This window comes from Nocardia sp. NPDC049707 (assembly GCF_040674855.1).
Taxonomy (GTDB): Bacteria; Actinomycetota; Actinomycetes; order Mycobacteriales; family Mycobacteriaceae; genus Nocardia.
The window spans coordinates 77,259-102,452 of record NZ_JBFANN010000006.1 but is presented as its reverse complement, the minus strand read 5'-3'; the positions used below and the strand labels follow the sequence as shown (position 1 = coordinate 102,452).

Below are 25,194 nucleotides of genomic sequence, written 5' to 3'. Positions count from 1 at the left end.
TACCGTGCGATGGACCCGTCCTGACGACCTCCTGTCGTATGGGCGTGCAGGGCGGGCCGACGATGGAGGTGGGGATGTCGGGCATCAGCATGATGTGGCCGGACACAACGGTGCCGTCAACGGACTACCTGGTTGTGGATGCGGCCGCGGTGACCGATCTCAATATCGATCGGATCATCACCGCGATCGTGGCACAAGACGAATTCCAGCTACGGTCTTGGTTCTCCCAGCCGGTCCGCGACCCGGACACCGTGCGGTACCGCCAGGAGATCTTCGCCGACCTGGCCAACGATTCGGTGCGGGAGGTGTTCGACGCCTTCGCGGCCGGCATGCGGAGCATGCGCAAACGGCTGACATGGCAAGACCGCCTGCACCACCCGTACCAGCGGCAGTGGTGGCAGCTCAGCGCCGCCGCCGAATATCTCGATACCGTCACCCGATTCGCCGAGGCTCTGTCCGAATTGCCGCTGACCTCGCGTGCACTGACTCGATGGCGCGAGTTCATGGGCGCCTACCTCACGGGGCCCGGGTTCGACCGACTCAGCGCGGCGGTACGCCCAGTTCAGCAAGCGCTGGGCGAGGTGCGCTACAGCGTGCGGATCGTCGACCGCACCCTCGAGGTAGCTCCTGCCGATATCGCGCCGGATTACAGTGCGGCGATCGCGAATCTGTTCTCGCGCTTCGGTGTCGGTGCGCCGCGTCCACCACGACCACGCTCGGAGTGGGACGATCTCAATCACATGGAGGAGCAGATCCTCGATCACGTTGCCGCTCTACACCCGCACACCCTCGCCCAGCTCACCGAATTCGCCCATAGCCATGAGCAATTCGCCGACACCGATGTGATGAGGTTCGACCGGGAGATCCAGTTCTATCTGACCTATCTCTCCTTCGTACGCCAGGTCAGCGGTACAACACGGGCAATGTGCCTGCCACGGCTGGCATCCCACGGTGAGCAGATCCATGCCGAGGATGCGTTCGACGTCGCGCTGCTCACCCGCTGCGGGCGCTCCGAGGCCGAGGTGGTGTGCAACGACCTGCGGCTCTCAGGCCCGGAACGGGTCCTGGTGGTGACCGGCCCGAATCAGGGCGGGAAGACAACCTTCGCTCGCATGGTCGGTCAGCTGGTCTACTTCGCCGCGCTCGGCTGCCCCGTCCCCGCCCGCCGCGCATGCCTGCCGCTGGCGGATCGGCTGTTCACGCACTTCGAACATGCCGAGCAGGCAACCGATCCCGACGGGCGTCTGGCCGAGGAACTTCTGCGCATCCGCGACACGCTGGAGGCGGCCACCACAGACAGCGTGGTCGTCCTCAACGAGAGTTTCAGCGCGACCAGCACCGCCGATGCCGTCCGGATCGGCCGCGATGTACTCGATCAGCTCGTCGAGCGCGGTTCGATCGCGGTCTGGGTCACCTTCTTCGAAGAACTGGCCCGCACCGAACCGGCCACGGTCAGCATGGTCGCCGCCACCGACCCCGATGATCCCGCCCAGCGGACATTCCGCATCGAGCGCCGCCCGGCCGACGGCCACGCCCACGCCGTCGCCCTCGCCGAGCGCTTCGGTCTGACCTACGACTTCGTCACCGCCAGGATCGCCGCATGCAAGTGAATCTCCTCCACCCCGCCCACCACGACGCCCGCCCAACAGCCAACGGCGACAACACCTTCACCGACCTCGGTCTCGAGTCGCTGTGCGCCGAGGTTTCCGAAGACCCGGTGATCCGCGACGCGGTCCGGGCAGCGCTGGCCGCACCGACCACCGAGCCCGAGGTGATCAGATACCGGCACACCGTGCTGGCGGACTGCCAGGCCCACCCTGGCGTGGTACACGAGCTCTACCGGATCGCGACCCAAGCCACCGAAGTCAAGCGCCGAAAAGTCGGCCCACTGCACCGCGCCGGCGGAAAACTGCTGCTTGCGCTGGAACCACTCACCGAGCTGATCACTTCGCTACGGCAACTGCGAACCACCTGCGACCGAAGCGGCCATGTATTCCGTGCCGCCGGATTCACAGATCTGATGGCCACCGTCGCCGCCGAACTCGACGACCGGTATCTCGACAGCCTCGAAACACAGCTGGCCGCCATGGATTTCGACTACGGCGTGCACATCAGCGCCGGTCTCGGCCCAGGCGCCGCGCTCGCGGGCATCGTGCTGCACGAACCCGTCCGCCGTCGGCGCTTCGGGTTCGATCGCCGCACTCGCCATGCTTTCCGCGTCATCGACGAGCCCGACCCCGAATTCGATCCGGTCGCGAAGCTACGCGACCGCGCCGTGGCCACGATCGCCGACGTCGTTCACGACGCCGCGGACCACGTGCAGGACTTCTTCCGACGCCTGCGCACCGAACTCGCCTTCTACCTCGGTTGCCTCGCGCTGCACGACCGCCTCAGTAGGACGGGGCTGCCCCTGTGTCTGCCGACCCCGCACCCGGCCGGAACGCCGCGCCTGCGCTGCACCGGCCTGCGCGACATCACACTGTGCCTGACCTCCGACCAAGTGGTGGTGGGCAACGACATCGACGCCATCGACCGTTCCCTGATCGTCGTCACCGGCGCCAACAGCGGCGGCAAATCCACCCTGCTGCGCAGCATCGGCGCGGCCCAACTGATGATGCAAGCCGGGATGTACGTCGTCGCCGACAGCTTCGAAGCCGACGTGCACAACGGCGTTTACACCCACTTCGTCACCGACGAAGACCGCACGCTCTCACACGGCAAACTGGTCGACGAGCTGGCCCGCATGAGCCGCATCATCGACCGCATAGGCCCCAACGCCTTGCTGCTGTGCAACGAATCGTTCTCCTCCACCAGCGAACACGACGCCACCCGCATCGCCGAACCCCTCATCGACGCACTCCTCACCACCGGCATCAGCGTCATATTCGTCACCCACCTCTACGAATTCGCCCACCACCGTCACCGAGCCGCCCACCCCAGCGACCTATTCCTCCGCGCCGGCCACCACCCCGACAGCACCCGCACCTTCCGCTTCACCCCCGCACCCCCCGAACCCACCAGCCACGCCGCAGACGTCTTCCGCCAGATATTCGACCGCGCCCCAAACGAACCAGCGAACCCCACCCGAGTCGGCTGAACCCCAATCAGCGTCACTAGATGGCTAGCGGCCGAGTCATTGGCACGAGAGGCGAAATCTCGGAAACGAACGTTCACGAGACACCCTCGGCCGCACCGGGTTTCCGCAGGACGGATCTGTAACGATTGCCGTGTACGTGCCAATGTCAACCTGTCGGGGGTTCGCAATACACTCCGCGCCATGTGAATCGGCTACGGACGCGTCTCCACCCGCGACCAACACCCCGAAGCCCAACAGGACGCACTCACCGCAGCCGGATGCGAGCAGATCTTCATCGACAAGGCATCCGGCAAGCTCGTCTCCCGCCCCGAGTTGAGCAAGGCGCTGCTGTAGCCTACCGTCCCAAAGACCAACTGGTGGTGACCAAGCTCGACCGGCTCGGCCGTTCCCTCGAGCACCTGATCGAGCTATCGAAGACACTCCAGGACCGGGGTGTCGATCTGGTGGTGCTCGACCAGGGGATCGACACCTCCACAGCCGTCGGGCGCATGTTCTTCCAAATCCTCGGCGCGATAGCCGAATTCGAGCACGCCCTGATGTCCGAACGCACCCGCGACGGTCTGGCCGCAGCCCGCGCCCGCGGACGCACCGGTGGACAGAAACCCAAACTCGGCCGCCGACAAGTCGAGCTCGCACGGCAGATGTACGACGAACTCGACGAACACGGCAAACGCCGCTACACCGTCGCCCAGATCGCCGCCGAGTTCGGCGTCACCCATCCCACCATCGACCGCCACCCCGACAAAACAGCCAACCCAGGCACTCAGTAACCCGCCAGGTCAGGCCCAGGGCCCCGATTGCCGCTCATGACACGTTTCTTACCGGTACCCGAATCATCGGAACGTGCGCACCGGCCGCGTGTCCTCGAACCGCACGCCCGCGCAGGACGACAGCCTCAGCCGCCGCTCAATGCCGACAGTGTCGACGAAGTTCAGCTCAATCAGCCCCGCGGAGGTCTGCGCCCACTCGACAGCAGCATCGGCCACCATCCCGCCCGATACGACCAAGACAACGAGCAAACTGTAGTGGCAGAACCGTCAGGATGAGCAAGATTCATTGGCACAGAGCAAGATTGACTGTCACAGGACAGCTGCCAATCGTGCCGCCGATGCGTTGATGGAGGCTTTCGCGGCGGCGACGAGGAACCGTAGTCGTTGCTGTGTATCCGTCGTGCGCCAGTTGACCTGACGCATGGTTAGGTCGCTGACCTGGGGTTTGTCAGGTGTACGGCGATTTCGTCAGCCGACTTCTTGCCAGGTTGTTGGCGTAGTTCGTTGTCTGAGCGGCTGGGTGTGGTCGCGCTGGTAGTGATTGCGTTCGAGGTTGTGCTGCTGCTTCTCGACCCAGACGGTCAGCGGGTCGTGCTGGTCGACGAATCCGTCGCGACCGATGTCGATGCCAAGACGGTGGCGCACTTCGGCGTAGAACTGGCGCAGATCCTCTGGGGTCCGCTCAGGTGAGACAGCCTTGGTGATCCAGTGATAGGAAATGAGGATGCTTGTCAGGGAGACGATCTCGGGATAGTTCGCGATGTTGAACTCGGTCGAGTCGCGGGGGAATCGGGCTGGCTCGTCACCGAAGAGCGTGAACAGCCGCCGGTCGCGCGATTCGCCCCAGAGGCGTCGTGCGGTCCATCCGGATACGATCCGTTCGGCGGTGGTGTAGACGAATTCAGCGTAGCCGGGACGGTGGCGGACGAGGTTCCGGTGCCGCCGCTGGGCGTTGGTGAGTTCAGGCAAAGCTGAGACGTCGACCTGAGTGTCGAGGTTGTCGCCACCGACCCAAACCCGGTGGCGCAAACACAGTTTGGCGTAACTGTCGCGATAGATGGTCACTGGTTCGACGATGCCGCGACGAGCCGCGCAGAACCGGCAGGCGGGTCCGGTGGGGAACTCGATGAAGCTAGGGCTTCGCAGTTCCGGCAACCGGTAGGAGAGTGCATGGTCGGGCAGGCCGGTCGCGATGGACAACCAGGATGGCTCAACCCTGCCGTTGGGCGATCCGGCAACGTGTCGACGCAGGTCGGCGACGGCGAGGTGGTTAGCGGCGGCCAGCCGCCGCAGGTAGGACCCGTATGGTTTCGCGGTCGAACGGCTCGACTACGCGGGGCAGTCGCTGACGGGGACGGCGAAACCATGCTGGTGCGCGACTGTTCACCCGCGCAGGTCTGTTCATTCGTGGGTGCTGCTTGCTCGGCGGGTGGCCGATTCGACGGCGTGATCGACGCGGACCCTGTCCATCTGGGTGCGGGTGATTTGTTCGCTGCCATCGAGGACGGCGCGGATCGCGCAGGAGCGAATCAGGTGGCCGAGGCTGCCGATCATGCCTCCGGTGCGTTGATGGAGGTATTTCGCGTCGGCGACGAGCGAACCGTAGTCGTGGCGGTGCAGCCGCAGCGTGGTCTCCATGCCGCCGACGAGTTGTTGCCATTCGCTGTTGTTGGGGAAGGGCCGGGTGTTGATCACTTGGCAGCGGCCGGCGAGCTGCTGGCCGCGGACTCCGGTGAACAACCCGGACCGTTCGACGTTGATCCCGGCGTAAACGAATGTGGCCGGGAGATGCTCGGTGAAGTACTTGAGGTGGTCGGACAGGTCCTCACCGGCAGTGGTCGCCAGATTCATGTTGTGGATTTCATCGACCACGACGATGTCGGCTCGAGCGTCGATCAGGAGTTTGCAAACGGCGTCGGCGATATCGGTGACGTTGTGGCGGGGGCCGATCGGTGGCAGGCCGAGGAAGCGGGCGAACTCCATCGCGAGTTTGCGTGGTGACCCCTTCGGGGGTGCGGTGACGTAGACCACCGGAATGCGGTCGCTGCCGGGAAACCGCATCTGGGTGCGCAGTTCGTGGAGACGGCCGAGCTGTTTGATCGCCGTGGTTTTCCCGGTCGCCGCGGGCCCGGAGATGATCAGGCCGCGGCGGGCGCCGTTCTCACGCTGGTTGAGCAGCGTGAGCATCCGGCCCTCGTTGGTGATCTCGCGGATCGTGGACGTGGTCACCACAACGAGCTCGGAATGGTGGGCGATGCGCGCCTCGTCGTATTCGATCCGGTCGCCATCGGTGAGTTTGGTCCATTCCCGCTCGTCCAGCAGCTGCTGCGCCGATGGCTCCGATTCGACGAACCGCCGCCATCCCTCCAGGGTGGTGGTGGGCAGGCGTCGGTCCTCGAGCTGGCTGACCGGGTTCAAAACGGCCACTGGGCGGCCTCCTTCCGTGCATCGAAAATAGGCAGGGGAATGACCTTCGCCGAGGATCCGCCGGTGTCGGAGTCCTGCTCAGCCGGTGTTGGATCTGCCGAATCCTCTTCGATCGGTTCAGGTTTCGGCCACGTCGGTTGCGCGGTGGCCTTGGTGCGTCCGACGACTTTACGATCCCGTTTGGACCGGCGATCGGTCGCTTTTGCTGCGGGTGCTGTGGGCCCTTGTTCGGCGCGGTCGAGTAGATCGGCTGCGGCCTGGGCGATTTCAGCTTCGGTGGCCTTGTCACGGCCGCGTTCGGCCAGGATCTCGCGGGCATGTTGCCAGGCGAGTTCACCGAACGGTGCGGGAGCGGTCCGCAAGTGCTTCCAGGGAATGGTCATCCATTTGCCGTCGTCCCAGTGGTTGCGCACCCAGATGCGGGAAACGTCGTAGGGGTCGTAGTGGACCTCCCAGCGGCCCTTGTGCGCTGTGACACCCGAGTGCTGACGCCGGTAGGGGCCCAACTGGCGGTGGTCGTAGGTCCGGCGGTTGATCCGGACACCGTAGGAGTTGATCGCCAGCCATTTGACCGGCAGCAACTCGATATAGTCGTCTGCGGACAACGGAACCGGAACATAACCGGCGATCTGCACCAGGGCCGCGTATTTCTCGTTCGGCGTCAACGCCGTATCCGGTGTGACCGGATCGCGGAGCCCGTCGTGGGGCCGGTTGGCCCAGACCGCGACCAGCCATTCATCCAGAAGCGACTGTAATTCGACCATAGACCAGACCGCGGCCTGCTCCGCGTTGCGGCCGCGGCGTTCCACTGACGACCCGACATAACCCGCGACGTATTGGGCGAACAAGGTGCCCACCGATCCCAGGGTCCGCTCGATAACTGGCTTGTCGGTCGGGGTGTCGGGGTGCGCCGGTTGCAAACTGATGCCCAGCGACCGGCAAGCCGACCGAAATGTCTGGGAGAGAAAGGCTTTGCCGTGATCGACCACGATTGTTTCCGGCGCGATCACCGGCCGTGCCGCCGCATCGGCGAGGCGCTGATCGACATCAGTGAGGCTGCGGTGCGGCAGCACCGACCGCGACATCCGCAACGCATCACTCCAGCCCGGACGCATCGGCTCCGGGGTCAACGCCCGCGCCAGCAGCAGTGCCGCGTCAACGGCTTTGGTGCTCGGCCGCAGCACCGCCGCCGGAACCGACCGGGTCGCCAGATCGGCCATCCCGGTCAGCTCCACCGAATCGATCGTGCCGTCGTCGAGCACGACCCGGACATCGAGCGGGGTGGAGTCGATCTGCACGATCTCACCCGGTCGTGCAGCCGTAACCGTGCTGAACGGTCCGTCCGGTTGTTTCGCCAAGGACCGCCGGGTCTTGGCCGATCCGAAAGTGTGTTTCCCCTCCGAGAGACGGGCGACCAGGCGATAGAACGTGCGCTCCGGTGGCAGCGGGGGAGCATCGGACCCGTGCAGCTCGGTCAGCAGCTGAGCGACCCGCCGCCGCAGGCGGGCGACCGTGCCCGTCGACCGATCCGTTTCCCCGGCGATTGCTGTTCGGGTCGCATCGACGATCCGGGGGTCGATCCGCCCGGTCGCAGAGGCGCGGCGTGCGAACCGGCGGTCGACGAGCCCCCAGAATCCTTCGCGTTCGTAGGCGTGGCGCATCCGCTGCACTGTCGCCAAACTGACCGGCGTCCCCGCCGCAGCGAACTCGCCGACCTTGGCCTGCTCACGCTGTCGCATCGTGGTTGTCGCCGGGTCGTAAGACGGATTCACCGGGACCGATGGCGGCGCATCCGGTCCCCGCCCGGTCAATAATTCGATGATGTGCCGCTCCCACCATCGGGCATGCTCGACGACATCAGGCGGCAGATCGCCAATCTGTCCGGACGGAGGCAGTGGCGGTTGCTTGCGCCCAGTCAGCAACTCGAAGCTGGCATCGGCGAGGATCTGCGACACAGCCACCGTCGATTCGATTCCGGTCACATCCCGCAACCTCGTCTCGGCTCCGACCAGCTCGACGACGACGAATTCCCGTCCGCCAGTGCGGAATCGGCTTCCGGCCTCAAGCACGTCGACACGGGCGGTCACTGCCGATCACCGCCGATGATCGTGTCCGGTCCGAGTGGCGCTTTCTCGAGATCGACGGACAATTCCTGGCGCCACAACAAATGAAACAAGGTCGGCAACACAACAATCGGGTCACCAACCGCGGCGACACCATCGGCCAGTGGCCGCGGCGCAGCAAACACCTCACTGAACTGTGCCATCAACCCAGGCCGACGACAGCGCGGATGCCGGTAACCCGACAGCCAGCGCAAATTCGCCGCACGAACCACACCCATCTCACCGACCCGGCGATACTGCCAGCCGACCGACTCACATATCACCGCGGTCCGGTCGAACACAGCCTGATCGTCGGGGTCGATCCGAGAATCCGGGCGGACATCCACCACAACCACACCGCCATCGTGCAGTCGCAGGAAGTAGTCAGGGACATGGTGCCTGGTCTTGCCGTTCACCAGCCATGCCAGCCGAAACGGCTGGGACGCAACACCAGCCACCTCCGGTGACGAATCGAAGGCCATCAGCCAGTCCCGCTCCAGCCACGACTCGTAGCCGACATGCGACCCCATCGTCGCCGACCACCACAACCCCGGAAAGTTCTTCTGACCCCGAAACGACGGAAATCCCCGAACTGGTGCCATGTCCTCGAACCGCACCGCTACACACGACACCAAGGGGCGCCGACATTGTCCACCGTCCCTAGTGACGAACTCCACCCAGCAGCCATCGTCAACGCCAGCAACAGCAGCGACAACACCGACCAACGAAGAACCCCCACAAGCGCATCCGGCAACGATCTGCCTCAACTTAATGGCAGAAACCATGCACATGCCTCAGACACGCTGGCGGTACCTCAGATCAACTGGCGGAGGACATGTGCGGCCTGTTCGGTTTGAAGAGACTGGTTGGTTCGTGTCGTTGACCACTCTTGCGTGCGATGCATTGCCGATATATCGTCGATACTGTGAGATAAACGCAAGAGCCCCCAGGAGGCTGACATGGAAAACATCGAATACGGAGAATTCAGGGGTCGTGGCCGCTGGCGGAAGCCGGGTCATGACGAGGGCGACGCCGGTTGTCGCCAGCATCGCCGCGGTGGGCGGCATGGTTTCGGACCCGAGTTCGGACCGGGCTTCGGTCCTGGTTTCGGTCCGGGATTCGGACGTGGCCGCGGCCGCGGTGGCCGCGGCAGGCGCGGTGACGTGCGTGCCGCGGTGTTGTTGCTGCTGACCGAGCGTCCGATGCACGGCTATGAGCTGATCCAGCAGATCAGGGAGCGCAGCGATGATGTCTGGCGTCCGAGCCCGGGATCCATCTACCCGGCGCTCGCGCAGCTCGAGGACGAGGGGCTGCTGCTCATCGAGCGCGTCGCCGGTCGCAAGACCGCGAAGCTCACCGACGCGGGCGAGACCTACGTCGCCGAGCATCGGGACGAGCTCGGCGATCCCTGGGCCGATGTCAAAGAGGATGTCGGCACTCAGGCGATGGATCTGCGCGCGCTCATCGGACAGCTGATGGGTGCGGCCGCACAGGTCGCCGCGGCGGGTACCCCGCAGCAGGCGACACGGGCCGCGGAAGTGCTCACCGAGGCGCGCAAATCGCTGTACCGCATTCTCGCGGATGACGACGCCCCCGAAAAGTAGGGGCAATGTGAAACATCACCTGAGCGTGCACTTTTCGAGCCGATCGGGTAAATCATTGTGATATGGAACAGCCGATCGGGTCGTGGGGTTGGGGAGTGTCACAGTTCAGGCGTGTGGTGTCTGCCGGTGTCTTGGCCGGAGCCGTCTTTTTCGGCTCCGGCGCGGTCCCGGTAGCAGGCGCCGAACCAACCAATCCCCCGTCGGTCAGTGCGGAGATCCCCGGATATCGCGCGCCGGATATACCCACCGAAACCGGTCCCGCCCAGCCGGACCATCTGGCCGCCGCGGTCTATCAGAAGTCGCACAAGAACGCGGCCCCGGCCAATACCAACAACTTCGACTGCAAGCCGACGGGCGAGCATCCCCGTCCGGTCATTCTGGCGCACGGCACCGATTCCTCGGCCTACTCCGACTACGCGGCCATCGGACCGCAGATTTCGGCGCTCGGCTTCTGCGTCTTTGCGCTCAATTACGGTGGAGCACCGGGTAAAGACACCTGGGGCACCGAGGACATCGTGGTGAGTGCGCACCAGTTCGGCGCATTTGTCGATCAGGTATTGGCTGCCACCAACGCCACCCAGGTCGATGTCGTGGGATTCTCCCAGGGCGCCACCGTGACTCGCTATTACGTCAACAAGCTCGGTGGCGCTCCGAAGATCGGTCAGTGGATCGGCCTGGCATCGCCGAGCTATGGCGGCGTCATGTACGGACTGGTGCCGGTAGCGCAGGCGATTCCGGGCGCGCTACCGGCCTTCGCGCAGGTCACATCGCTCGCGGCGGTGCAGCAGGTGCAGGGGTCGCCGCTGATGGTCGAACTCAATGCGGGTGGTGACACCGTGCCCGGCCCGCACTACGTGACCATCGGCAGCCGGGTCGACGAGATGATCCAGCCGTTCAGCAATATCGCACTGCACGGCTCGAACGTGCAGAACATCGTATTGCAGGACGAGTGCGCGGCCGACCAGACCGGTCACTTCCACATGGTCTACGACGCATTCGTGCAGGAGCTGCTGCTGCGGACGCTGGATCCGGTCCACGCCCCGGCTCCGACGTGTCGGGCGGTTCCGCTCGGCACCGGCATTCCCGAGGTCATCATCGCCGGACATTCCTGACCAACGCGGCTCGGCAGACAGGGCGCAGGGTCTCGTAGCGGGTCGATGTCGTGGCCAGCTCGTCGAGGAACACCCGATCCTCCGGAGTGGCGAGCGCGAGCGCGGCGGGGAATGTGCGTGCGGCGGCGGCGTCGACGGTGAACAGGTAGTCGGGGTGGGCGATGGCGTCGAGGAACGCGGATTCGGTCACTGCGATTGTGGGGTCTCGCGAAGGAAACGAACCCCACCCCGAAACGCGCGTGCGTGTTACTCGATACGAGGGGGCGGCTGGTCGGGTGACCCGCCTGAAGGGCGGCCGACCGGGGTGACGGGCGACGCGGCGGGAACGCTCCGAAATCGGGTGGGCGCGAATTTCCCGCGGACACAACGCGGCGGCGCGCGACCTGCGCGGCGGTGCGGGTGCGGGTGCATTCGACCGAGGCCGCCGCGAACGCGAGCGCGGCTTTTGACCTGGCGGGTACAGAGAGATGGCGAACACGGTTGCTGGTAGGCGGTCGGCACTGGCACAATCCGGGACGGTATGACTTCGACTGCCGATACTGCTCGCGACAGCCTCGACGGCTTGTCCGTCGGTGACGCGCTCGGCGCCCAGTTCTTTGTGCCCGGCCGTTCCCTGGCGGATCTGATCGACGGACGCCCACCTGCCGCCCCCTGGCAATGGACCGACGACACCGAGATGGCCTGTTCGGTCTATTCGGAAATCCGCGGACGCGGCGGCATCGACCGCAATGCGCTGGCGGCCGCCTTCGCTGACCGCTGCGAACCCTACCGCGGCTACAGCGGTGGCACAGTTGTTGTGCTGCACGAGATTCGCGACGGCCGACCCTGGGCCGAGGCGGCGGGCGCCTCGTTCGATGGGCGTGGCTCCTGGGGGAACGGGGCGGCGATGCGGGTCGCTCCCCTCGGCGCGTTCTTCGCAGGAGACCCGCACCGCGCGGCGCTGCAAGCCGCGTTGTCCGCCGAGGTCACCCACCGGCACCCGGAGGCGATCGTCGGCGCCATGGCAGTCGCGGTCGCGGCGAGCCATGCCGCGATGACCCGTGAAACGGGTTGTACGGCACTCGAACTCTTACAAGCGGTCGAACCGTACGTGGTCGACGGACAGGTCGCGGCAGGTGTTCGCCGTGCCCGGGAGCTGTTGGACCGATCGGTCGCCGAAGCGGCCTACGAACTGGGCAACGGTTCCCGGGTCACCGCTCAAGACACAGTACCGTTCGCACTGTGGGCCGCCGCGACCTTTCTCGCGGATTACCCGGCCGCCATCATCGCGTGTGTGGAAGCGGGCGGCGATGTGGACACCACCGCCGCAATCGTCGGCGGAATCGTGGCCGCCCACACGGGAACAGGGCGTCGAGGCGAAATCGTCGGGATACCACGTGAGTGGCTGTCCGCCCGTGAGCGCCTTCCAACGTGGACGACAACCGATGGTCACGACCACTCGCACAACGCACCGACCCGCTGAGCCAGTATTAACACTCGACACAGTCCATCGCTGAACCACCACAGTCGGGGGAGGATCTCAACGCTGGCGGTCTGGTCAGCAGGTTGCAGCGGTTTTGCCAGCGCGGAGCCGCTGCGTGGAAGTCCATCGCAGCGGTGCGCCCGGAGTCGGAAACTCGAGAGCGGTCAAAGGCCTTGGGAAAACCCATGTCTCCGCGCATCGTCGAAAACCCCAGCGATCCATCGGACGCATCGACCGTTTCCCACCGCGAATCATGGTGCGCCGGAACGGCTTCGGATGCTTACAACGCAACCCAGCCGCCCGCATCAGCCGCCACCCTCGCTTGCGCGAGATGCGCGGGACGACCAGCGTTTCTGGTCGACGGGCGTTGTCAATCCCCCTGGTCGAGGGCGTTGAGCCAGTCGTTGGTTACCAGCTGTAACCGAACCGTGTAGTGGAAGTCGATCAGTCGTAGGGTTGTTTCCGGACCGGCCCAGCGGATTTCGGGAATCCTGTCGTCGAGGCGAGCGCTTGGTTCACCGAGGGATCCGGTCAGTACGTCCGCCATCCGGGCAAAAGCCGCCAACGTGTCATCGCGGGAGTCCGGTGTACCAGCCGCCTGGGTGGTGACGGTGACTTCGATGCGTACCGCGTCGCTATCGAAGCCGATGATGTCGACGGTGTCCGGGCCGAGACCGGAGGCGAACTGAACCCGGTCCGGCGAGTGGATCGTGGGGTCTTGCCAACCGAATACGATCACCAAGCGCAGTAGATCGTCCATTCGCCATGACCAGACCAGCGTGCGCAGTTTCTCGGCGAGATCGGCGATCTCGTTGTCGGACAATGCCTGCCATCCAATGGGCCGCGGCGTGGGCCGCGCGACGGGTATGTGGTCGGCGACGAAGAGGGGTTTCGACGCAGGTCGGACTGCGGGGCGTGTCAGCAGCTCTTCGATGGCCGCCGCGTAGTCGAGTGTCAGGTCGTCTTCGGAAGTGATACGCGCTCGTGGCGCTTCGGGGGGCGGTGTGCCGAATGTGAAGGTCGTACCCCACATTCGTGTTCTCGATTCTTCCAGAAGTTTGCGTGCGCGCTCCAGTAAGGCCGGGCTGGGCGCTGCGTCGCTTACCGTTGCGTCCGCTGATACGTGCCGACCGGTGACAGTCAGTCCTGCTGCGCGGCAACCGACTTCGACGAGCCCGATCGATGTCGAGATGTCGGAAAACGGGAGGGCATCAATAGTGATGGACCATTCATCGGCGCCGGTGCGCACCAGCGTGATAGTGGTGGCGCGAATTGACGGGTATCGCGGGTGGTTTCGGACCCGGCACCCCAATTCGCTGCCCACGGCATCCTCGGCAGTACCCGAGAGGGTAAGCCCGATGACCGCTCCAAGTTCCTCGAGTTGAGCTTGATCGAGCCGACCAGTTGTGACCAGGCGAAACCGCCGTGTCAGTTTCATTCAAGGCCTCCGGATGTTGCCTTCACGACTGCACTACGAGGCGCTCGGGTGTTGCTCCACTGTCCAGCCATACCGTTGCGATCTTTCTCGCAACGGCCCGATAGAGCATATCGTCGGCGCCGTTCTCCGACGCGATTACCTCGGTGGCCTTGTTCAGGGCCAACGTGTACTGACTGCCCTGTATATCCGTGTACCGGTAGCGAACTTGCTCCTCGTCTTCCTCAATTTTCTCGATTTCTGCGTACAGCGCCAAGGTCATGGCCTCCTTGTCTCAAAGCTCGGATGGCAACCGTTCAATCCTGACGTGCCAGCCCGAGCAGTGGCAGGTTTAGGTCGCGTTCGTCCGCGTTCTTGTTCCATGCGGTGTAGGTCAAGGACCCCGGGTCGGTGATTCGGAATGCGTCACGGAGTCCGGTCACCACCATCGCCGCCAGCTGGCGGTATATGGCTGAATAGACCGGCCATGGCAGCTCGATCCACCAGTAGGGACCGTGGTCGGCATCGGGTTCCTGCCAGCCCGCCTCGGTGATCACGCGGTGTCCCGTTTCGTCTGGCCGTGCGGCGGGTTCGAGAAACTCATCGCCCACCAATTCGGCCAGTAGCTCGCTGTCGGATTGCGCGAACTGCGCGAACCGCTGGTGGCTTGGGGGTGCTCCCGCTTCTACGATCTTGACAATCGCACCCGCCGGCAACACAGCTAACTGCTCGGCCAGTCGCTCGCTGAATTCCGCCCAACCCGTCACATCAGGCCCTGCTGTTCGAATTCGATGGATCTGTCGAAAGCCGCCAGCGAGGCGTTCGTCTGATACATCAATTGGACGGTATGTGCGAGACTCAGATTCTTCAGGAGCAATGTTGCTTCCGGGAAAGCCCAACGGATTTCTGCGGTTTCCCCGGGTATGCGGGCGGTCGGTTCGCCGAGGGCGCCGGTTATGGCCTCGGTCATCCTGACGAACGCGTCACGCACCATTGCTCGGCCGGTCGCGTCCTCGCTTGCGGAGTCGGTCACCTTCAACTTGATGGACTCGGCCACCCCGTCGCGGCCGGTTACCGCACCGCTGCTCAGCCCGAAACCGCAGTCGAGCATGACCCAATCCGCTCGGGTCATCAATACCTTCCAGTCGAACTTCGCTGCTATCGCGGGCACCTCTTGCAGCTGCCACGACCAGTCCAACGACCGCAAGCCGGTAGCCAATTCGACTATCTCGCCATCGGTCAGCGCACGCCATCCCGTCATGGATTCAAACTTATTCCTCTCGCCGGATTACGTTTGGCTCCGTGAGCGTGCACGGCCTGCCATGATCCTGAACGACTTCCGCCGCAATCTGTTCATCCAGAGCAAGAGGACACCTTCCCGAAACTCGAGATCGAACTAGAGTTGGCGCGCACCAGGGGATGTCTTTTGCTCGGATCGCCTGTACGGCGGTGCCTTTCGCGGGCATCCACGACACTGGACGGGTGAGATCGCGTATTCGACTGTCGCGGGACCTGTCTAGTTTCTGTCGATGACAGTTCCAGCCCTTGGGTGATCTTGTGCGGGGACGGTGGATGGATCGACGGCCGTGAACTGCTTTGGCAGGCATTGTTCTTTGTCCAGCCCACCGACGAGGAGCGAACAGTTCTCTTCGCGGGTGGCCCCGACCGCGGAAACCCGCGATGTCCTGACTGACAACCGTGCCGTACGGGGTACTCGGTACTCGTTCCGTCGACGGCACAGCAACCGATCCGATCCAGTAATGGACTCCAGCATATTCCGCCCGCGTCACAATCACAGCAAATCGGTTGCAGCGCTGGTACATCGGACCTTGCCGGGGCAAGATGAAACCGCTCTTCGGCGCAGGCGCCAAAACCATCGGTGATCGGGGCGAGTAGTCGGATGTGTGGAGCTGAGGTACGGGTGCTGAACATCCCGTCGTTCGAAGCGGCTGAGAACTCTGCGGCCCAACACATGCGCGCCCTCGGATACCCGATGCCAAAGTCACACCCCGCGTAGCCGATGGCGGAATCGATGTGACCAGTTCCCGGGCCATCGCTCGAGTCGAATGGCACACCGCCCTTGTCTCGATGTCAAAAAGCTGTACGGTGCCCGCGGGCGCAGACATCACCTCGAAATGCTGCTCTTCTCGGCCAACGGGTACACAGCCCAAGCAGTCGCGTGTGCCAATGACAAGCACGGAGTTCCGCAATTCCAGGTAGGCCTCCTGGGGCATCCCCAACGTCGATTTCTGCGCAGGCGAATCGACCGAGACCGCAGGGTCCGGCTCTAGTACTCGAGCATCCCGTGAGTCGGCCAGCTCCCGTCCGTGTGGTTGCGAATCTGGGCCCACGACAGTGCCAGCATCGACATGGGATCGCTCGGCTGCACCGAGAGGGTGTGCTTGTCGATCACGAGCTGGTATGGCGGGGTCGACTGTCCGGGATCCTCCAGCCACTCGAGCCGGATCCGGTACTCCACCGTGTCCGGCTCCTCGTCGGTCAACTCCAGATGCACTCTGATCCTGTGCGGGTAGATCTGATATGCGGGCATCCGCGTGCCTTCCCTGATCGCCGACAGGTAGGTCTCCACCACGATGTCCACCGGCAAGCTGGCAAACTCCAAGATCACCCCGGTCTGGGCGTTGAGCACCAGCTTCGTCAGGCCGAGGTAACGTCCCTGGCGGATCTGCTCGTCCCCCAGCTGCTGATAGACCACCCATCCCAGCTCGAACGGAAACATCCGGTACTGGTGATGTCCTCCCAATGCCATCGCTAGATATGCGCGGGCTTGCTGTTCGGTCGTGATCGGTTCTTGCATGAAGCGGACTCCCATCGGATTGGAGCGGAATCGCGTGCAGGTCGGCAGCGCGGTCGGCAAAGTGCGCTGGTGGGCGGTCCCAAGTATCGGTTGTCAACGGGTCCCACCACACCGGGCCGGTGGCCTCGAGCGGGTAGACCACTGCGATCGAGTGGCCAGCTTCGACAACCGGGCGGCCGTCGGCGTGGAATAGCGGCACCCCGTCGGGGGTGTGCGCGTGCCAACCGATCGCCACCGCCGCCGCCGAGCCGGGGCCGAGCTGCTCGACCAGTGCATGCAGAGCATCGAACTGTTCGGGGACGTTGAGTTGCCGGTCGAACGCAAGCCAGTCACCGCCGAGCCACTCGCTGATCCGTTCGGCCGCCCCGACCCTCCGCCCTGGTGCTGTCCATACCGCATCTGCGCCGTACGGGAGGATGCGCAAGTGGCCGCCGAAGTCGAGTCTTGAATCGCGTTGACCCGTCATCGACCGGACCTATCCATTCACCGAAATACCGCGGCCGTGCGATACCAGGAGGACACGACGCCACGGGAAAGGTGGTCATGGTGAGCGACTAGCGCGCCGAGCGGATCACCCGCGCCTGCCGCGCAGGTAGTCGCTGACTACCGCGGCCCCGAGTCCGTCCAGATCCGGGGCCACCACGCGACCGCCGCTGCGGCGGGCCACCACATCGACGAATGCGGCCAGACTGGGGTCGTCGCCGAGCATGAAGACGGTGACCGATGCGCCCAGTTTCGCCAGAGCGTCGACCTGGGCCATGGTCACGGCCAGGGTACGCGGTGCGGTCGGCCAGTGGAAGTACGCCGCACCGTCCGGCTCCAAGTGCGCGGTCGGCTCGCCATCGGTGACAACGAGCACGACGGGCACCGCGTCCGGATGTCTGCGCAAATGGCGTGCGGCCAACAGCAGTGCGTGGTGCAGATTGGTGCCCTGCTCCCAAACACCTTCCAGCGCAGTCAGTTCGCCGATATCGACGGTGGTGGCATGCCGACCGAAGGTAATCAGGCTCAGTGCATCGGAGCGGAATCGGGTGCTGATCAACTGATGTACCGCGAGCGCAGTGCGTTTCATCGGCAGCCACCTACCCTCTTGCACCATCGACCACGAGGTGTCGACGCAGAGCGCGACGGCGGCGCGCGAGCGCTGCTCGGTTTCCATGATCTCGACATCGGAAACGTCCAGCGTGACGCTGCCACGGCCCACCGACATCGACCGCAGCACCGCATTGCGTACGGTCCTCGGTACGTCCCACGGTTCGGTATCGCCGAACTGCCAGGCCCGGGTGGCGCCCGTCGGCTCGCCCGCGGCACCGGCCAACCGAGTATCCCGCTCGCCGCGCCGAGACCGCAACTGTCCGATGACCGCGCGCAGTGCGGTCTCGCCGAGTCGCCGTAAAGCCTTGGGCGTCAACCGAAGCGAGCCGTCCGGCGCCCGTTCGAATACGCCCTGTCTACGCAGTTCGCGTTCCAATTCGGCCAGTCGAGCGGTGTCCACGCGCGCGTCGTCGCCGAGTTGGCGGGACAGGGCATCCAGATCGATATCCTCGAGGCTGGCTCCCGGAAAGGACTGGCTGAGCTGCTCGGCGAGCGCGTCCAGTTCGGCGAGATCCTGCAGGGCCTGGGTGCCCGCACCGAGGCCCAACGGGTCGTTGCCGCGAAACCGCTGCGTGGAGTCCCAGTCCTCGCCCGGCCGCAGCGCCCGCAGGGCGGCGTCGAGGGCGGCGACTTGCTGGGCAATGCGCGGATCGCCGAACGCCTGTCCGATCAGCTCGGCCAGTTCGGCTTGCTGCTCGGCGGACATGGAATTCAGCATGCGTTGTGCGGCCGCGGACCTGGCGGCGAGCGCGTCGATCAGCTCATCGGTATCGCGCGGATTCTCCGGGAAGAATTCGCCGTGCTCGGCCATGAATTCGGCGAACCGCTGTTCGGTGTTCTCGCCCCGCGCATGCGCCGCGAGCAGGTCGTTCAGATCGGACAGCATTCGTCCGACGCGTTCGACATCCTCGGGAGTTGTGTTCGCCAAGGCCTGTTTCATCCCCTGGAACCGGGATTCGAGCAGTTCCTGACCGAGCAGGTCGCGGATCTTCTGGTAGTTCTCCCTGCCGATTTCGGACCGCCACTGGTATTCGGCCAGTTCGTTGACGGCGGCCGCGGTGCTCGGTGGCAATGCGTCCAGTTGCGCTTCGGCGAACCGGGCGTCGTCGGAGGGATTCGGAAACAGTTCGCGACGCTCGGCTTCGAGGGCCTGCTCGAGTAGTTCGCGGACCTGTTGCAGGGTGCCGTCGAGTCGGTGTCGTCGAGTGATCTCCGTGCGGCGCTGCCACACCTGCCGGGTGAGCTCATCGAGCCCCCGCATTTCGCGCATACCGCGGCGCAGCAGCTCCTCCAGCGCGGTGCGCGGTGAGCTGCCCTCCATCACGTCGCGACCGATCTGGTCCAATGCCGCACGCAGATCGAGCGGAGGCGCTAGTGGATCGGGCCCGTCGTGGTAGGGCCCGTAGTTGTAGCGGTCGGGGGCGGTCATGAGCCATAAACCGCAACGCCGTCGTCGGAGTCCTTGGCTATCTGGCGAGCCAGGTAGAGGGCCTCCAGTGCGAATTCGACCGCCGACGCGATCCGGGCCGGCGGTTCATCGGCGCCGACGCCGAGCCGACGTGCGACCTCGTGCAGGACGGGCAGTTCCGGCAACGCGGAAAGGACATCCTTGCCCGGCACCCGTTCGCCGGTGGTGACCAGGTGGCCGTTACCGACCGCCTCCGCCAACGGCCGTAGGTTCAGTCCACCGAGCAGCGCACTCCCGGCCTCGGCGAACGAACGCCGCATCAGGTGCGTGAGATGCTCCTGCTCACGTCCTTCCTCTCCGGACTCGAATTCCAGCTTGCCGCGCAATACTGCGGGGACGGATTCCAAGTCGACGGGACGCGCGACCGCGGGCCGTTCGCCGGTGAGCGCCGATCTGCGCAATGCGGCAGCCGCCACCGTCTCGGCGGCGGCGACCGCGAATCGTGCGGACACACCTGACCGCTGGTCGATCGCCGAGGAGTCGCGCAGGTGCCGGACGAACCGGGCGAGCACCTCGATCAGCGGGTCGCCGACCTCGGCCACCAATTCCGCCTCCTGTCGGACAAGCGCGACCTCGGCCGCCACGCTGAGCGGGTAGTGGGTGCGGATCTCCGCGCCGAAACGGTCCTTCAGCGGGGTGATGATCCGGCCGCGGTTGGTGTAGTCCTCGGGATTGGCGGTGGCGACGAGCAGCACGTCGAGAGGTAGGCGGAGGGTGTAACCGCGGACCTGGATATCGCGCTCCTCCATCACATTCAGCAGCGCGACCTGGATGCGTTCGGCGAGGTCGGGCAGTTCGTTGATGGCGACGATGCCGCGGTGAGCGCGCGGTACGAGTCCGAAGTGGATGGTCTCCGGATCGCCGAGGCGGCGGCCCTCGGCCACCTTGACCGGATCGACATCGCCGATCAGGTCACCGACGGAGGTGTCCGGCGTAGCCAGTTTCTCCGCATAGCGCTCGGCGCGGTGCCGCCAGGTGACCGGCAGATCTTCGCCCATTTCCTCGGCAAGTCGGCGACCTGCAGGGCTGATCGGTGCGAGTGGGTGCTCGCCCAATTCGCTACCTGCGATGACGGGTGTCCACTCGTCGAGCAGGCCGATCATGGTGCGCAGCAGCCGGGTCTTGCCCTGGCCGCGCTCACCGAGCAGCACGACATCGTGGCCGGCCAGCAGCGCGCGTTCCAGCTGTGGCAGGACGGTCCGATCGAAGCCGACGATGCCCGGCCACGGATCGTCGCCGGAACCCAACCGGGACAACAGGTTCTCGCGAATCTCGGATTTCACGCTGCGCGGCAGATGGCCGCCCGCGCGTAACTCGCCGACGGTGGTCGGCAGGTGCTCAGGAACAATCACCCCATCGACGCTACGTCGCTTCGGCGATGTGGTCGACGGTCCGCCGCGCTCGTTCGGAGGCGACGGCATTGCGGCTCGAGCGAGCCGCCGTCGGGCTGTCGGCCGGAGGCACACGACTCCACGTTCGGGCCGACGGCGCGCTAGCTGCCACCTGTGCGGTACCGGTCAGCACCGGCGTAGTCAAAGCCACGCAGGGGTGGCGTGACCCCCGATCACAGGGTGCGGTCGGACGGCTCAGAGCCAGACTCTGCGGTTCGCCGGCCGTCAAGAGTCCGCGGTTCGCGGTGTGGTGGTTTGCAGGTGCTGGTCGAAGAAGGCGTAGACCCTGCGCCATGCGTCCGTGCTGGCTGCTTCGTTTTGACCGAATCCCGTGATGCGGGCGAGCGTTTGGAGGGGTGCTCGGTCGGCGAAGCTGTGCCCGGTGTCGGGGTAGGTCTTCACGTCGTGGGGGATGCCCTTTTCAGTCAGCACTTTCTCGAGGAGTGGGCCGCTGCCTCGGTTCATCGGGTCGTGTTGGCCGAAGCTGGCGACGATGGGGCAGGCGCCGTCGACGATTTCGGCGTACCTGCTGTGCAGGGGTGGTGGATAGAAGGGCGACGATGCGCCGAAGCCCTTCGTGGAGGCCACGAGTGCGAACCCGCCGCCGATGCAGAATCCGGCGATGCCGATCGCTCCGGTGCAGTCAGGTCGATCGGACAGTAACTTCCGTGCCGCCTCGATGTCCTCGAAGGCTTGGCCTTCGTATGCCATGAGGTCTCTGAAGACCCCTAGCATGCAGCGGAGCACTCCGCCGCGGGCGAAGAGGTTCGGGATGATGGCGAGGTATCCGTGCTCCGCCATCTGACGTGCGATCTCGCGGTGAGGTTCGCGCAGTCCGAATCCGTCGTGGAGAACGACGACGCCCGGCCTGGGTCCGTCTCCTGTCGGGATCTCGAGCACGGCGTCGATGTCTCCATGGGGTGTCTCGAGGGTGATGTCTGTCATAGCATCCTCGCTTCGTGGTGGGGGTGGGACATCTGCAGTCGCAAGGTCAACTTCCCCTGTCGTGAGAAGCTCGAAGACTTGATGGCCTGCGGCCTCGCGCAGATCGAACTGCACCCGAGGTGCTTCGCTGCGGAATCGGCGTGGCAGGTCCGGAACCAGCCAGCTGGCAACTGAACGCACGAACGCTAGTCGCACGGTGCCGCTGTCGGGATCGCGTAGGGCGGTGATTTGCTCACTGGCCAATCACACTTCTGCAAGACTGCGGTGTGCGTGTTCCACCATGATGCGCCCGTAGGCGTTGAGGTGTATTCGACGGTGGACCCGATCGAACAGCGGCGCGCCGCCTTGGTGTTCGAGACGCGCTAATGCTCACGACAGCGTGGGTTGACTGATATCGAGTTCTGCTGCGACGTCTGTCATATGTCCGGTTTCGGTCAACACCACAAACCAGCGCAATTCGCCGATGCATCAACAGAACGATACGTCAGATGAATTGATCATTGAAGAATTCGCGTGAAAGGACCTTGATCATGACGTCAACCGATCGGCCGATAAGAATTGCCGTACACCTGCAGCTACAGCATGCCGAGTACGACGTGATCCGTCGTGCCGCTGCGGAAGCCGAAAACATCGGCGTGGACATTGTTTTCAACTACGATCACTTCTTCCCGCTCGACGGCGACCCCAACGGCAAGGTCTTCGAATGCTGGACGGTGTTGGGGGCCTGGGCCGAATCCACCAGCCGAGTGGAGATCGGTGCCCTCGTCACCTGCAACGCCTATCGCAACCCGGATCTGCTGGCCGATATGGCGCGTACCGTCGATCACATCAGCGGCGGCCGCCTCATCCTCGGGGTCGGTTCGGGCTGGTGGCAGAAGGACTTCGACGAGTATGGGTACACGTTCGGCACCGCGGGCCAGCGCCTCGACCACCTTGCAGCTGCGATGCCGCGCATCGAGAACCGGTTGGCCCGGCTCAACCCGCCGCCCACCCGCAAGATTCCCGTGCTGGTCGGTGGCGGCGGCGAAAAGAAGACGCTGCGGATCGTCGCGGAGCATGCCGATATCTGGCATGCGTTCGGCGATTCGGATACCTTGCGCCGCAAGATCGATGTGCTGGAGGGGCATTGCCGCGCGATTGGGCGCGACCCGAAGGAGATCGAACACTCCAGCCAGATTGTGCCGTCTCCTGCGGTCCCGGCCGAGCGGTCGGACACCATGGCCACGCCCGATGAACTCCGTGAGCTCGGGTTCACGCTGTTCACGTGGACCATCGGCGGACCGAACTACGACCTCGAACCCCTGCGGAAATGGATAACCTGGCGCGACAAACATAACGGGTGATGCTTCGCCCCTGCGCTACAACGGTTCTGGAGGAGATGACGGTCTCCGAAGAGTGCCGCTGCGCATCACGAACACCACGACCGCGGCTGTGACACTACGGAATTCGCTTTTCATCCTGCGAACCTCTGCGATGGCAATTGCTGCTACTGGCTGTGATGGGCGGCAGATCAACGAAATCAACGACTGCACTTCAGTGCGGCGAGAAAAGGAAGGTTACTGAATTGAAACTGCGTGCTCGCCGGTTCGGGGTCGGCTACGAACATTGTCGATCTTCCGCTTCCTACTGAAGGCGTTGATCCAGTTGGATGACTGCGTGTTCGCCGTTGGTGCGCCATCCGATGTCGGTGCCGTCCAGGGCTTCGACGTCTTCGGATGCCAGTCCGACGATTACGTCGGATTTGAGGGCTCGTAATACAGCGGCGGGGGAGGGGAAGTAGTCGACCAGATCGCGAAATGATGTGGTCGGGGCCCATTTTCGATCGCCGACGAGGCGTCTGTAGTTCAGGTCGCCTTTGAGGATTGTGATCGTCGCGGTTGCCAGTTCCGCTCTCAGATCGTCTGGCATCGCGTGGAATGGCAGTGGGGCGCAAAAGAATTTGTGCGTGCGCACGATCAGGCGATCCTTGGACAATGCCTGCCACAGCCGCAGGCCGATCGTGTGTGCCTGGACTTCGGATGCGGCGCGGAGCCTGCGAAGTGCTGCCAGAACGTCGGTCATTGTGGCGTCGGAAACGTAGTATGGATGGGGTTTCACGTACAGGACGACGTGTTCGGCGAGTTGGTTGGTGAGCAGGTAGTCGACAAGGACAAGGTCCGGCAGCAGTTCGCGGCCCGCGTTGTCGGCGATGACGCACACGGTCGCGGCAGCGGCGTTGTCCATGAGGGTCCACAGCGCTGCGCTGTCGTCGACGAGGAGTTTCGATGATCGGTGTCGTGTCTCGGTGGTGAGTCGGAATCCGAGGTCTGCTTGGTTGCCCCACAGCGCTGATAGGAGCAGCGAGTTACGTCTGTTTTCCTCGTCGAGGCGTGGCAGGTCGTCGAGCGCGGCGAGTTCGTCGCTGACTGTTGTGCTACTGAGTTCAGCGGTCTTGGTCGGTTCGAATGGGTCGATCCCGTGCCACACACCGGCCCGGAAGTAGCCGACGGCTTCGAGGAGCCGTTTGTAGAAGAAGCTCTCGGCCCAGAGGAATGGCGTGTCGGCCCAGGTCCGTCCCCATATTCCGCGGCCCCAATCGGACCATTGTTCCCAGTCGGCCGCCGATTCTGGAAGGTGGTCGATGACACCGTGGGTGCTTTCGTCGAGCAGTTGATGAAGTGCGGCTTGCTCGTTCGATCCGTACGGATGGGCAGCGAGGACCTGCTCGATGAGTTTGGGGTGGCGGTGGTGGAAAACGCCGTGGGCAAACGAGCCGGGGGTGCCGGTGAGGATCGGCGGCGCGACGGTCATGAGCGATATCCTGTCCTATCCGTTCACGGGCACAGCGGTCATCGCGCGGCGGGCGGTGATCACGGCTGTCGGCACGTGCATGACGACGAGATCGCCACCGCAGTGTGGTGGGTGTGCGGATCGTCGATGGCGTCGAGGAGGTAGCGGGCGAGGTCGGTTCGGGTGGTGCGGTTTCCGACGCGTTCGGTGGCGCCGAGGGAGATTCGGGGCCGGTCGGTGCCCGGTGCGTCGGTGAGCTGGGTGGGCCGGACGGCAGTCCAGGTCAGGTCACTGCGGGCGAGTTGTCGTTCCATGCGGTGCATGTCGTCGTAGGTGCTGTGCATGATCCGGTACAACAGGCGGCCCAAGGCCCTGATGATCGGACCGGCGTCGGCTGGTGTCTGCAACCCGGCCGAGGAAATCACCAGTAGCCGGGCGCGGGATGGCAGGGCGGCGGCGATTGCGGCGGTGCCGGCGGAGTAGACGGTGGTCGGGCCGCGCCCGGCGGAGCCGAGCGCGGAGATGACCGCATCCTGATCGTTCAGCAGTCCAGTGAGTTTGGCGGAATCGGTGAGATCGACTGTGGCAGTGCGCAATTCGGGTTGATTCGGCGGGGCGGCCCACGGCTGGCGGGTGATCGCGGTGACGCGATGCCCGCGGGCAAGGGCCTGCTCGACGACGAGGCGTCCGGTGCGCCCGGTGGCGCCGATGACGGTGATG

25 protein-coding genes and 2 pseudogenes are annotated in these 25,194 nt (G+C 64.7%); 8 read left to right on the top strand and 19 right to left on the bottom strand.

Annotated elements, in window-relative coordinates; all coding sequences use genetic code 11:
* The first annotated feature begins 74 nt into the window (after nucleotides 1-74).
* The 4 genes from AB0J29_RS08640 to AB0J29_RS08625 all read left to right on the top strand — a co-directional run bounded on the left by AB0J29_RS08640 (nucleotide 75) and on the right by AB0J29_RS08625 (nucleotide 3,867).
* The gene (locus AB0J29_RS08640) at nucleotides 75-1,610 is read left to right on the top strand and encodes a DNA mismatch repair protein MutS (protein ID WP_364781456.1); all 1,536 of its coding nucleotides are present in this window, start codon (nucleotides 75-77) and stop codon (nucleotides 1,608-1,610) included.
* A complete protein-coding gene (locus AB0J29_RS08635; protein ID WP_364781453.1) occupies nucleotides 1,601-3,097 on the top strand; it encodes a DNA mismatch repair protein in 1,497 nt (498 codons plus the stop codon). Before AB0J29_RS08640 ends, AB0J29_RS08635 begins: the two co-directional genes overlap by 10 nt.
* A gap of 186 nt (nucleotides 3,098-3,283) precedes the next feature.
* Nucleotides 3,284-3,430, top strand: a complete 147-nt coding sequence (locus AB0J29_RS08630; protein ID WP_364781788.1) for a recombinase family protein — start codon at nucleotides 3,284-3,286, stop codon at nucleotides 3,428-3,430.
* Nucleotides 3,382-3,867, top strand: coding sequence for a recombinase family protein (locus tag AB0J29_RS08625; RefSeq protein WP_364781785.1), 486 nt, complete (start codon nucleotides 3,382-3,384; stop codon nucleotides 3,865-3,867). Before AB0J29_RS08630 ends, AB0J29_RS08625 begins: the two co-directional genes overlap by 49 nt.
* 63 nt (nucleotides 3,868-3,930) lie before the next feature.
* Here AB0J29_RS08625 and AB0J29_RS08620 read toward each other — a convergent pair whose 3' ends face one another.
* The 5 genes from AB0J29_RS08620 to AB0J29_RS08600 all read right to left on the bottom strand — a co-directional run bounded on the left by AB0J29_RS08620 (nucleotide 3,931) and on the right by AB0J29_RS08600 (nucleotide 9,013).
* Nucleotides 3,931-4,104, bottom strand: a complete 174-nt coding sequence (locus AB0J29_RS08620; protein WP_364781450.1) for a hypothetical protein — start codon at nucleotides 4,102-4,104, stop codon at nucleotides 3,931-3,933.
* Between the two features lie 231 nt (nucleotides 4,105-4,335).
* Nucleotides 4,336-5,067, bottom strand: coding sequence for a hypothetical protein (locus tag AB0J29_RS08615; RefSeq protein WP_364781447.1), 732 nt, complete (start codon nucleotides 5,065-5,067; stop codon nucleotides 4,336-4,338).
* A 201-nt stretch (nucleotides 5,068-5,268) separates the two neighbouring features.
* The gene (locus tag AB0J29_RS08610; RefSeq protein WP_364781444.1) at nucleotides 5,269-6,294 is read right to left on the bottom strand and encodes an ATP-binding protein; all 1,026 of its coding nucleotides are present in this window, start codon (nucleotides 6,292-6,294) and stop codon (nucleotides 5,269-5,271) included.
* The gene (locus AB0J29_RS08605; protein ID WP_364781782.1) at nucleotides 6,282-8,255 is read right to left on the bottom strand and encodes a Mu transposase C-terminal domain-containing protein; all 1,974 of its coding nucleotides are present in this window, start codon (nucleotides 8,253-8,255) and stop codon (nucleotides 6,282-6,284) included. The genes AB0J29_RS08610 and AB0J29_RS08605 overlap by 13 nt, the downstream gene beginning before the upstream one ends.
* Before the next feature lie 122 nt (nucleotides 8,256-8,377).
* The gene (locus tag AB0J29_RS08600) at nucleotides 8,378-9,013 is read right to left on the bottom strand and encodes a TnsA-like heteromeric transposase endonuclease subunit (protein WP_364781441.1); all 636 of its coding nucleotides are present in this window, start codon (nucleotides 9,011-9,013) and stop codon (nucleotides 8,378-8,380) included.
* A 342-nt stretch (nucleotides 9,014-9,355) separates the two neighbouring features.
* On the opposite strand from AB0J29_RS08600, the gene AB0J29_RS08595 reads away from it, so the two are divergent.
* Nucleotides 9,356-10,000, top strand: a complete 645-nt coding sequence (locus AB0J29_RS08595; RefSeq protein WP_364781438.1) for a PadR family transcriptional regulator — start codon at nucleotides 9,356-9,358, stop codon at nucleotides 9,998-10,000.
* 62 nt (nucleotides 10,001-10,062) lie between these two features.
* On the top strand, nucleotides 10,063-11,112 hold the full coding sequence (locus tag AB0J29_RS08590) for an alpha/beta fold hydrolase (protein WP_364781435.1): 1,050 nt from the start codon (nucleotides 10,063-10,065) through the stop codon (nucleotides 11,110-11,112).
* Here the strand turns inward: AB0J29_RS08590 and AB0J29_RS08585 are convergent.
* Nucleotides 11,093-11,302, bottom strand: coding sequence for a hypothetical protein (locus tag AB0J29_RS08585; protein WP_364781432.1), 210 nt, complete (start codon nucleotides 11,300-11,302; stop codon nucleotides 11,093-11,095). The genes AB0J29_RS08590 and AB0J29_RS08585 overlap by 20 nt on opposite strands.
* A gap of 330 nt (nucleotides 11,303-11,632) precedes the next feature.
* Here AB0J29_RS08585 and AB0J29_RS08580 point away from each other — a divergent pair, with 330 nt between their 5' ends.
* On the top strand, nucleotides 11,633-12,574 hold the full coding sequence (locus tag AB0J29_RS08580; protein ID WP_364781429.1) for an ADP-ribosylglycohydrolase family protein: 942 nt from the start codon (nucleotides 11,633-11,635) through the stop codon (nucleotides 12,572-12,574).
* A gap of 370 nt (nucleotides 12,575-12,944) precedes the next feature.
* Here the strand turns inward: AB0J29_RS08580 and AB0J29_RS08575 are convergent, their stop codons facing one another.
* From AB0J29_RS08575 to AB0J29_RS08525, 11 genes and pseudogenes are all read right to left on the bottom strand, one after another.
* Entirely contained in the window at nucleotides 12,945-13,397 is a 453-nt protein-coding gene (locus tag AB0J29_RS08575) for a DUF6301 family protein (RefSeq protein WP_364781426.1), read from the bottom strand.
* A gap of 637 nt (nucleotides 13,398-14,034) precedes the next feature.
* Nucleotides 14,035-14,271 (bottom strand): hypothetical protein, encoded by a 237-nt coding sequence (locus tag AB0J29_RS08570; RefSeq protein WP_364781423.1) that lies wholly within the window; start codon nucleotides 14,269-14,271, stop codon nucleotides 14,035-14,037.
* A gap of 34 nt (nucleotides 14,272-14,305) precedes the next feature.
* Entirely contained in the window at nucleotides 14,306-14,755 is a 450-nt protein-coding gene (locus AB0J29_RS08565) for a hypothetical protein (protein WP_364781420.1), read from the bottom strand.
* Nucleotides 14,752-15,249 (bottom strand): DUF6301 family protein, encoded by a 498-nt coding sequence (locus AB0J29_RS08560; RefSeq protein WP_364781417.1) that lies wholly within the window; start codon nucleotides 15,247-15,249, stop codon nucleotides 14,752-14,754. The genes AB0J29_RS08565 and AB0J29_RS08560 overlap by 4 nt, the downstream gene beginning before the upstream one ends.
* 1,026 nt (nucleotides 15,250-16,275) lie before the next feature.
* A complete protein-coding gene (locus AB0J29_RS08555) occupies nucleotides 16,276-16,866 on the bottom strand; it encodes a hypothetical protein (protein ID WP_364781803.1) in 591 nt (196 codons plus the stop codon).
* 43 nt (nucleotides 16,867-16,909) lie between these two features.
* Nucleotides 16,910-17,272: pseudogene (locus AB0J29_RS08550) on the bottom strand (toxin glutamine deamidase domain-containing protein); the annotation flags it as partial.
* A 105-nt stretch (nucleotides 17,273-17,377) separates the two neighbouring features.
* Nucleotides 17,378-19,330 (bottom strand): VWA domain-containing protein, encoded by a 1,953-nt coding sequence (locus AB0J29_RS08545; RefSeq protein WP_364781414.1) that lies wholly within the window; start codon nucleotides 19,328-19,330, stop codon nucleotides 17,378-17,380.
* Complete coding sequence (locus AB0J29_RS08540; RefSeq protein ID WP_364781411.1) at nucleotides 19,327-20,721, bottom strand: ATP-binding protein; 1,395 nt, start codon at nucleotides 20,719-20,721, stop codon at nucleotides 19,327-19,329. Before AB0J29_RS08540 ends, AB0J29_RS08545 begins: the two co-directional genes overlap by 4 nt.
* Nucleotides 20,722-20,985: 264 nt before the next feature.
* Complete coding sequence (locus AB0J29_RS08535; protein WP_364781779.1) at nucleotides 20,986-21,705, bottom strand: dienelactone hydrolase family protein; 720 nt, start codon at nucleotides 21,703-21,705, stop codon at nucleotides 20,986-20,988.
* A gap of 27 nt (nucleotides 21,706-21,732) precedes the next feature.
* A pseudogene (locus AB0J29_RS08530) lies at nucleotides 21,733-21,948 on the bottom strand (LysR substrate-binding domain-containing protein); the annotation flags it as partial.
* Between the two features lie 126 nt (nucleotides 21,949-22,074).
* Nucleotides 22,075-22,161 carry a LysR family transcriptional regulator gene (locus tag AB0J29_RS08525; protein WP_364781776.1) on the bottom strand — a complete coding sequence of 29 codons (87 nt, stop codon included), beginning with the start codon at nucleotides 22,159-22,161 and terminating at the stop codon, nucleotides 22,075-22,077.
* Nucleotides 22,162-22,235: 74 nt separating this feature from the next.
* Between AB0J29_RS08525 and AB0J29_RS08520 the strand changes: the two genes are divergently transcribed.
* Entirely contained in the window at nucleotides 22,236-23,048 is an 813-nt protein-coding gene (locus tag AB0J29_RS08520) for an LLM class F420-dependent oxidoreductase (RefSeq protein ID WP_364781408.1), read from the top strand.
* 280 nt (nucleotides 23,049-23,328) lie between these two features.
* Here AB0J29_RS08520 and AB0J29_RS08515 read toward each other — a convergent pair whose 3' ends face one another.
* Nucleotides 23,329-24,495, bottom strand: a complete 1,167-nt coding sequence (locus AB0J29_RS08515; RefSeq protein WP_364781405.1) for a damage-control phosphatase ARMT1 family protein — start codon at nucleotides 24,493-24,495, stop codon at nucleotides 23,329-23,331.
* A 59-nt stretch (nucleotides 24,496-24,554) separates the two neighbouring features.
* The gene (locus AB0J29_RS08510) at nucleotides 24,555-25,184 is read right to left on the bottom strand and encodes an NAD(P)H-binding protein (protein WP_364781773.1); all 630 of its coding nucleotides are present in this window, start codon (nucleotides 25,182-25,184) and stop codon (nucleotides 24,555-24,557) included.
* Nucleotides 25,185-25,194: the final 10 nt, after the last annotated feature.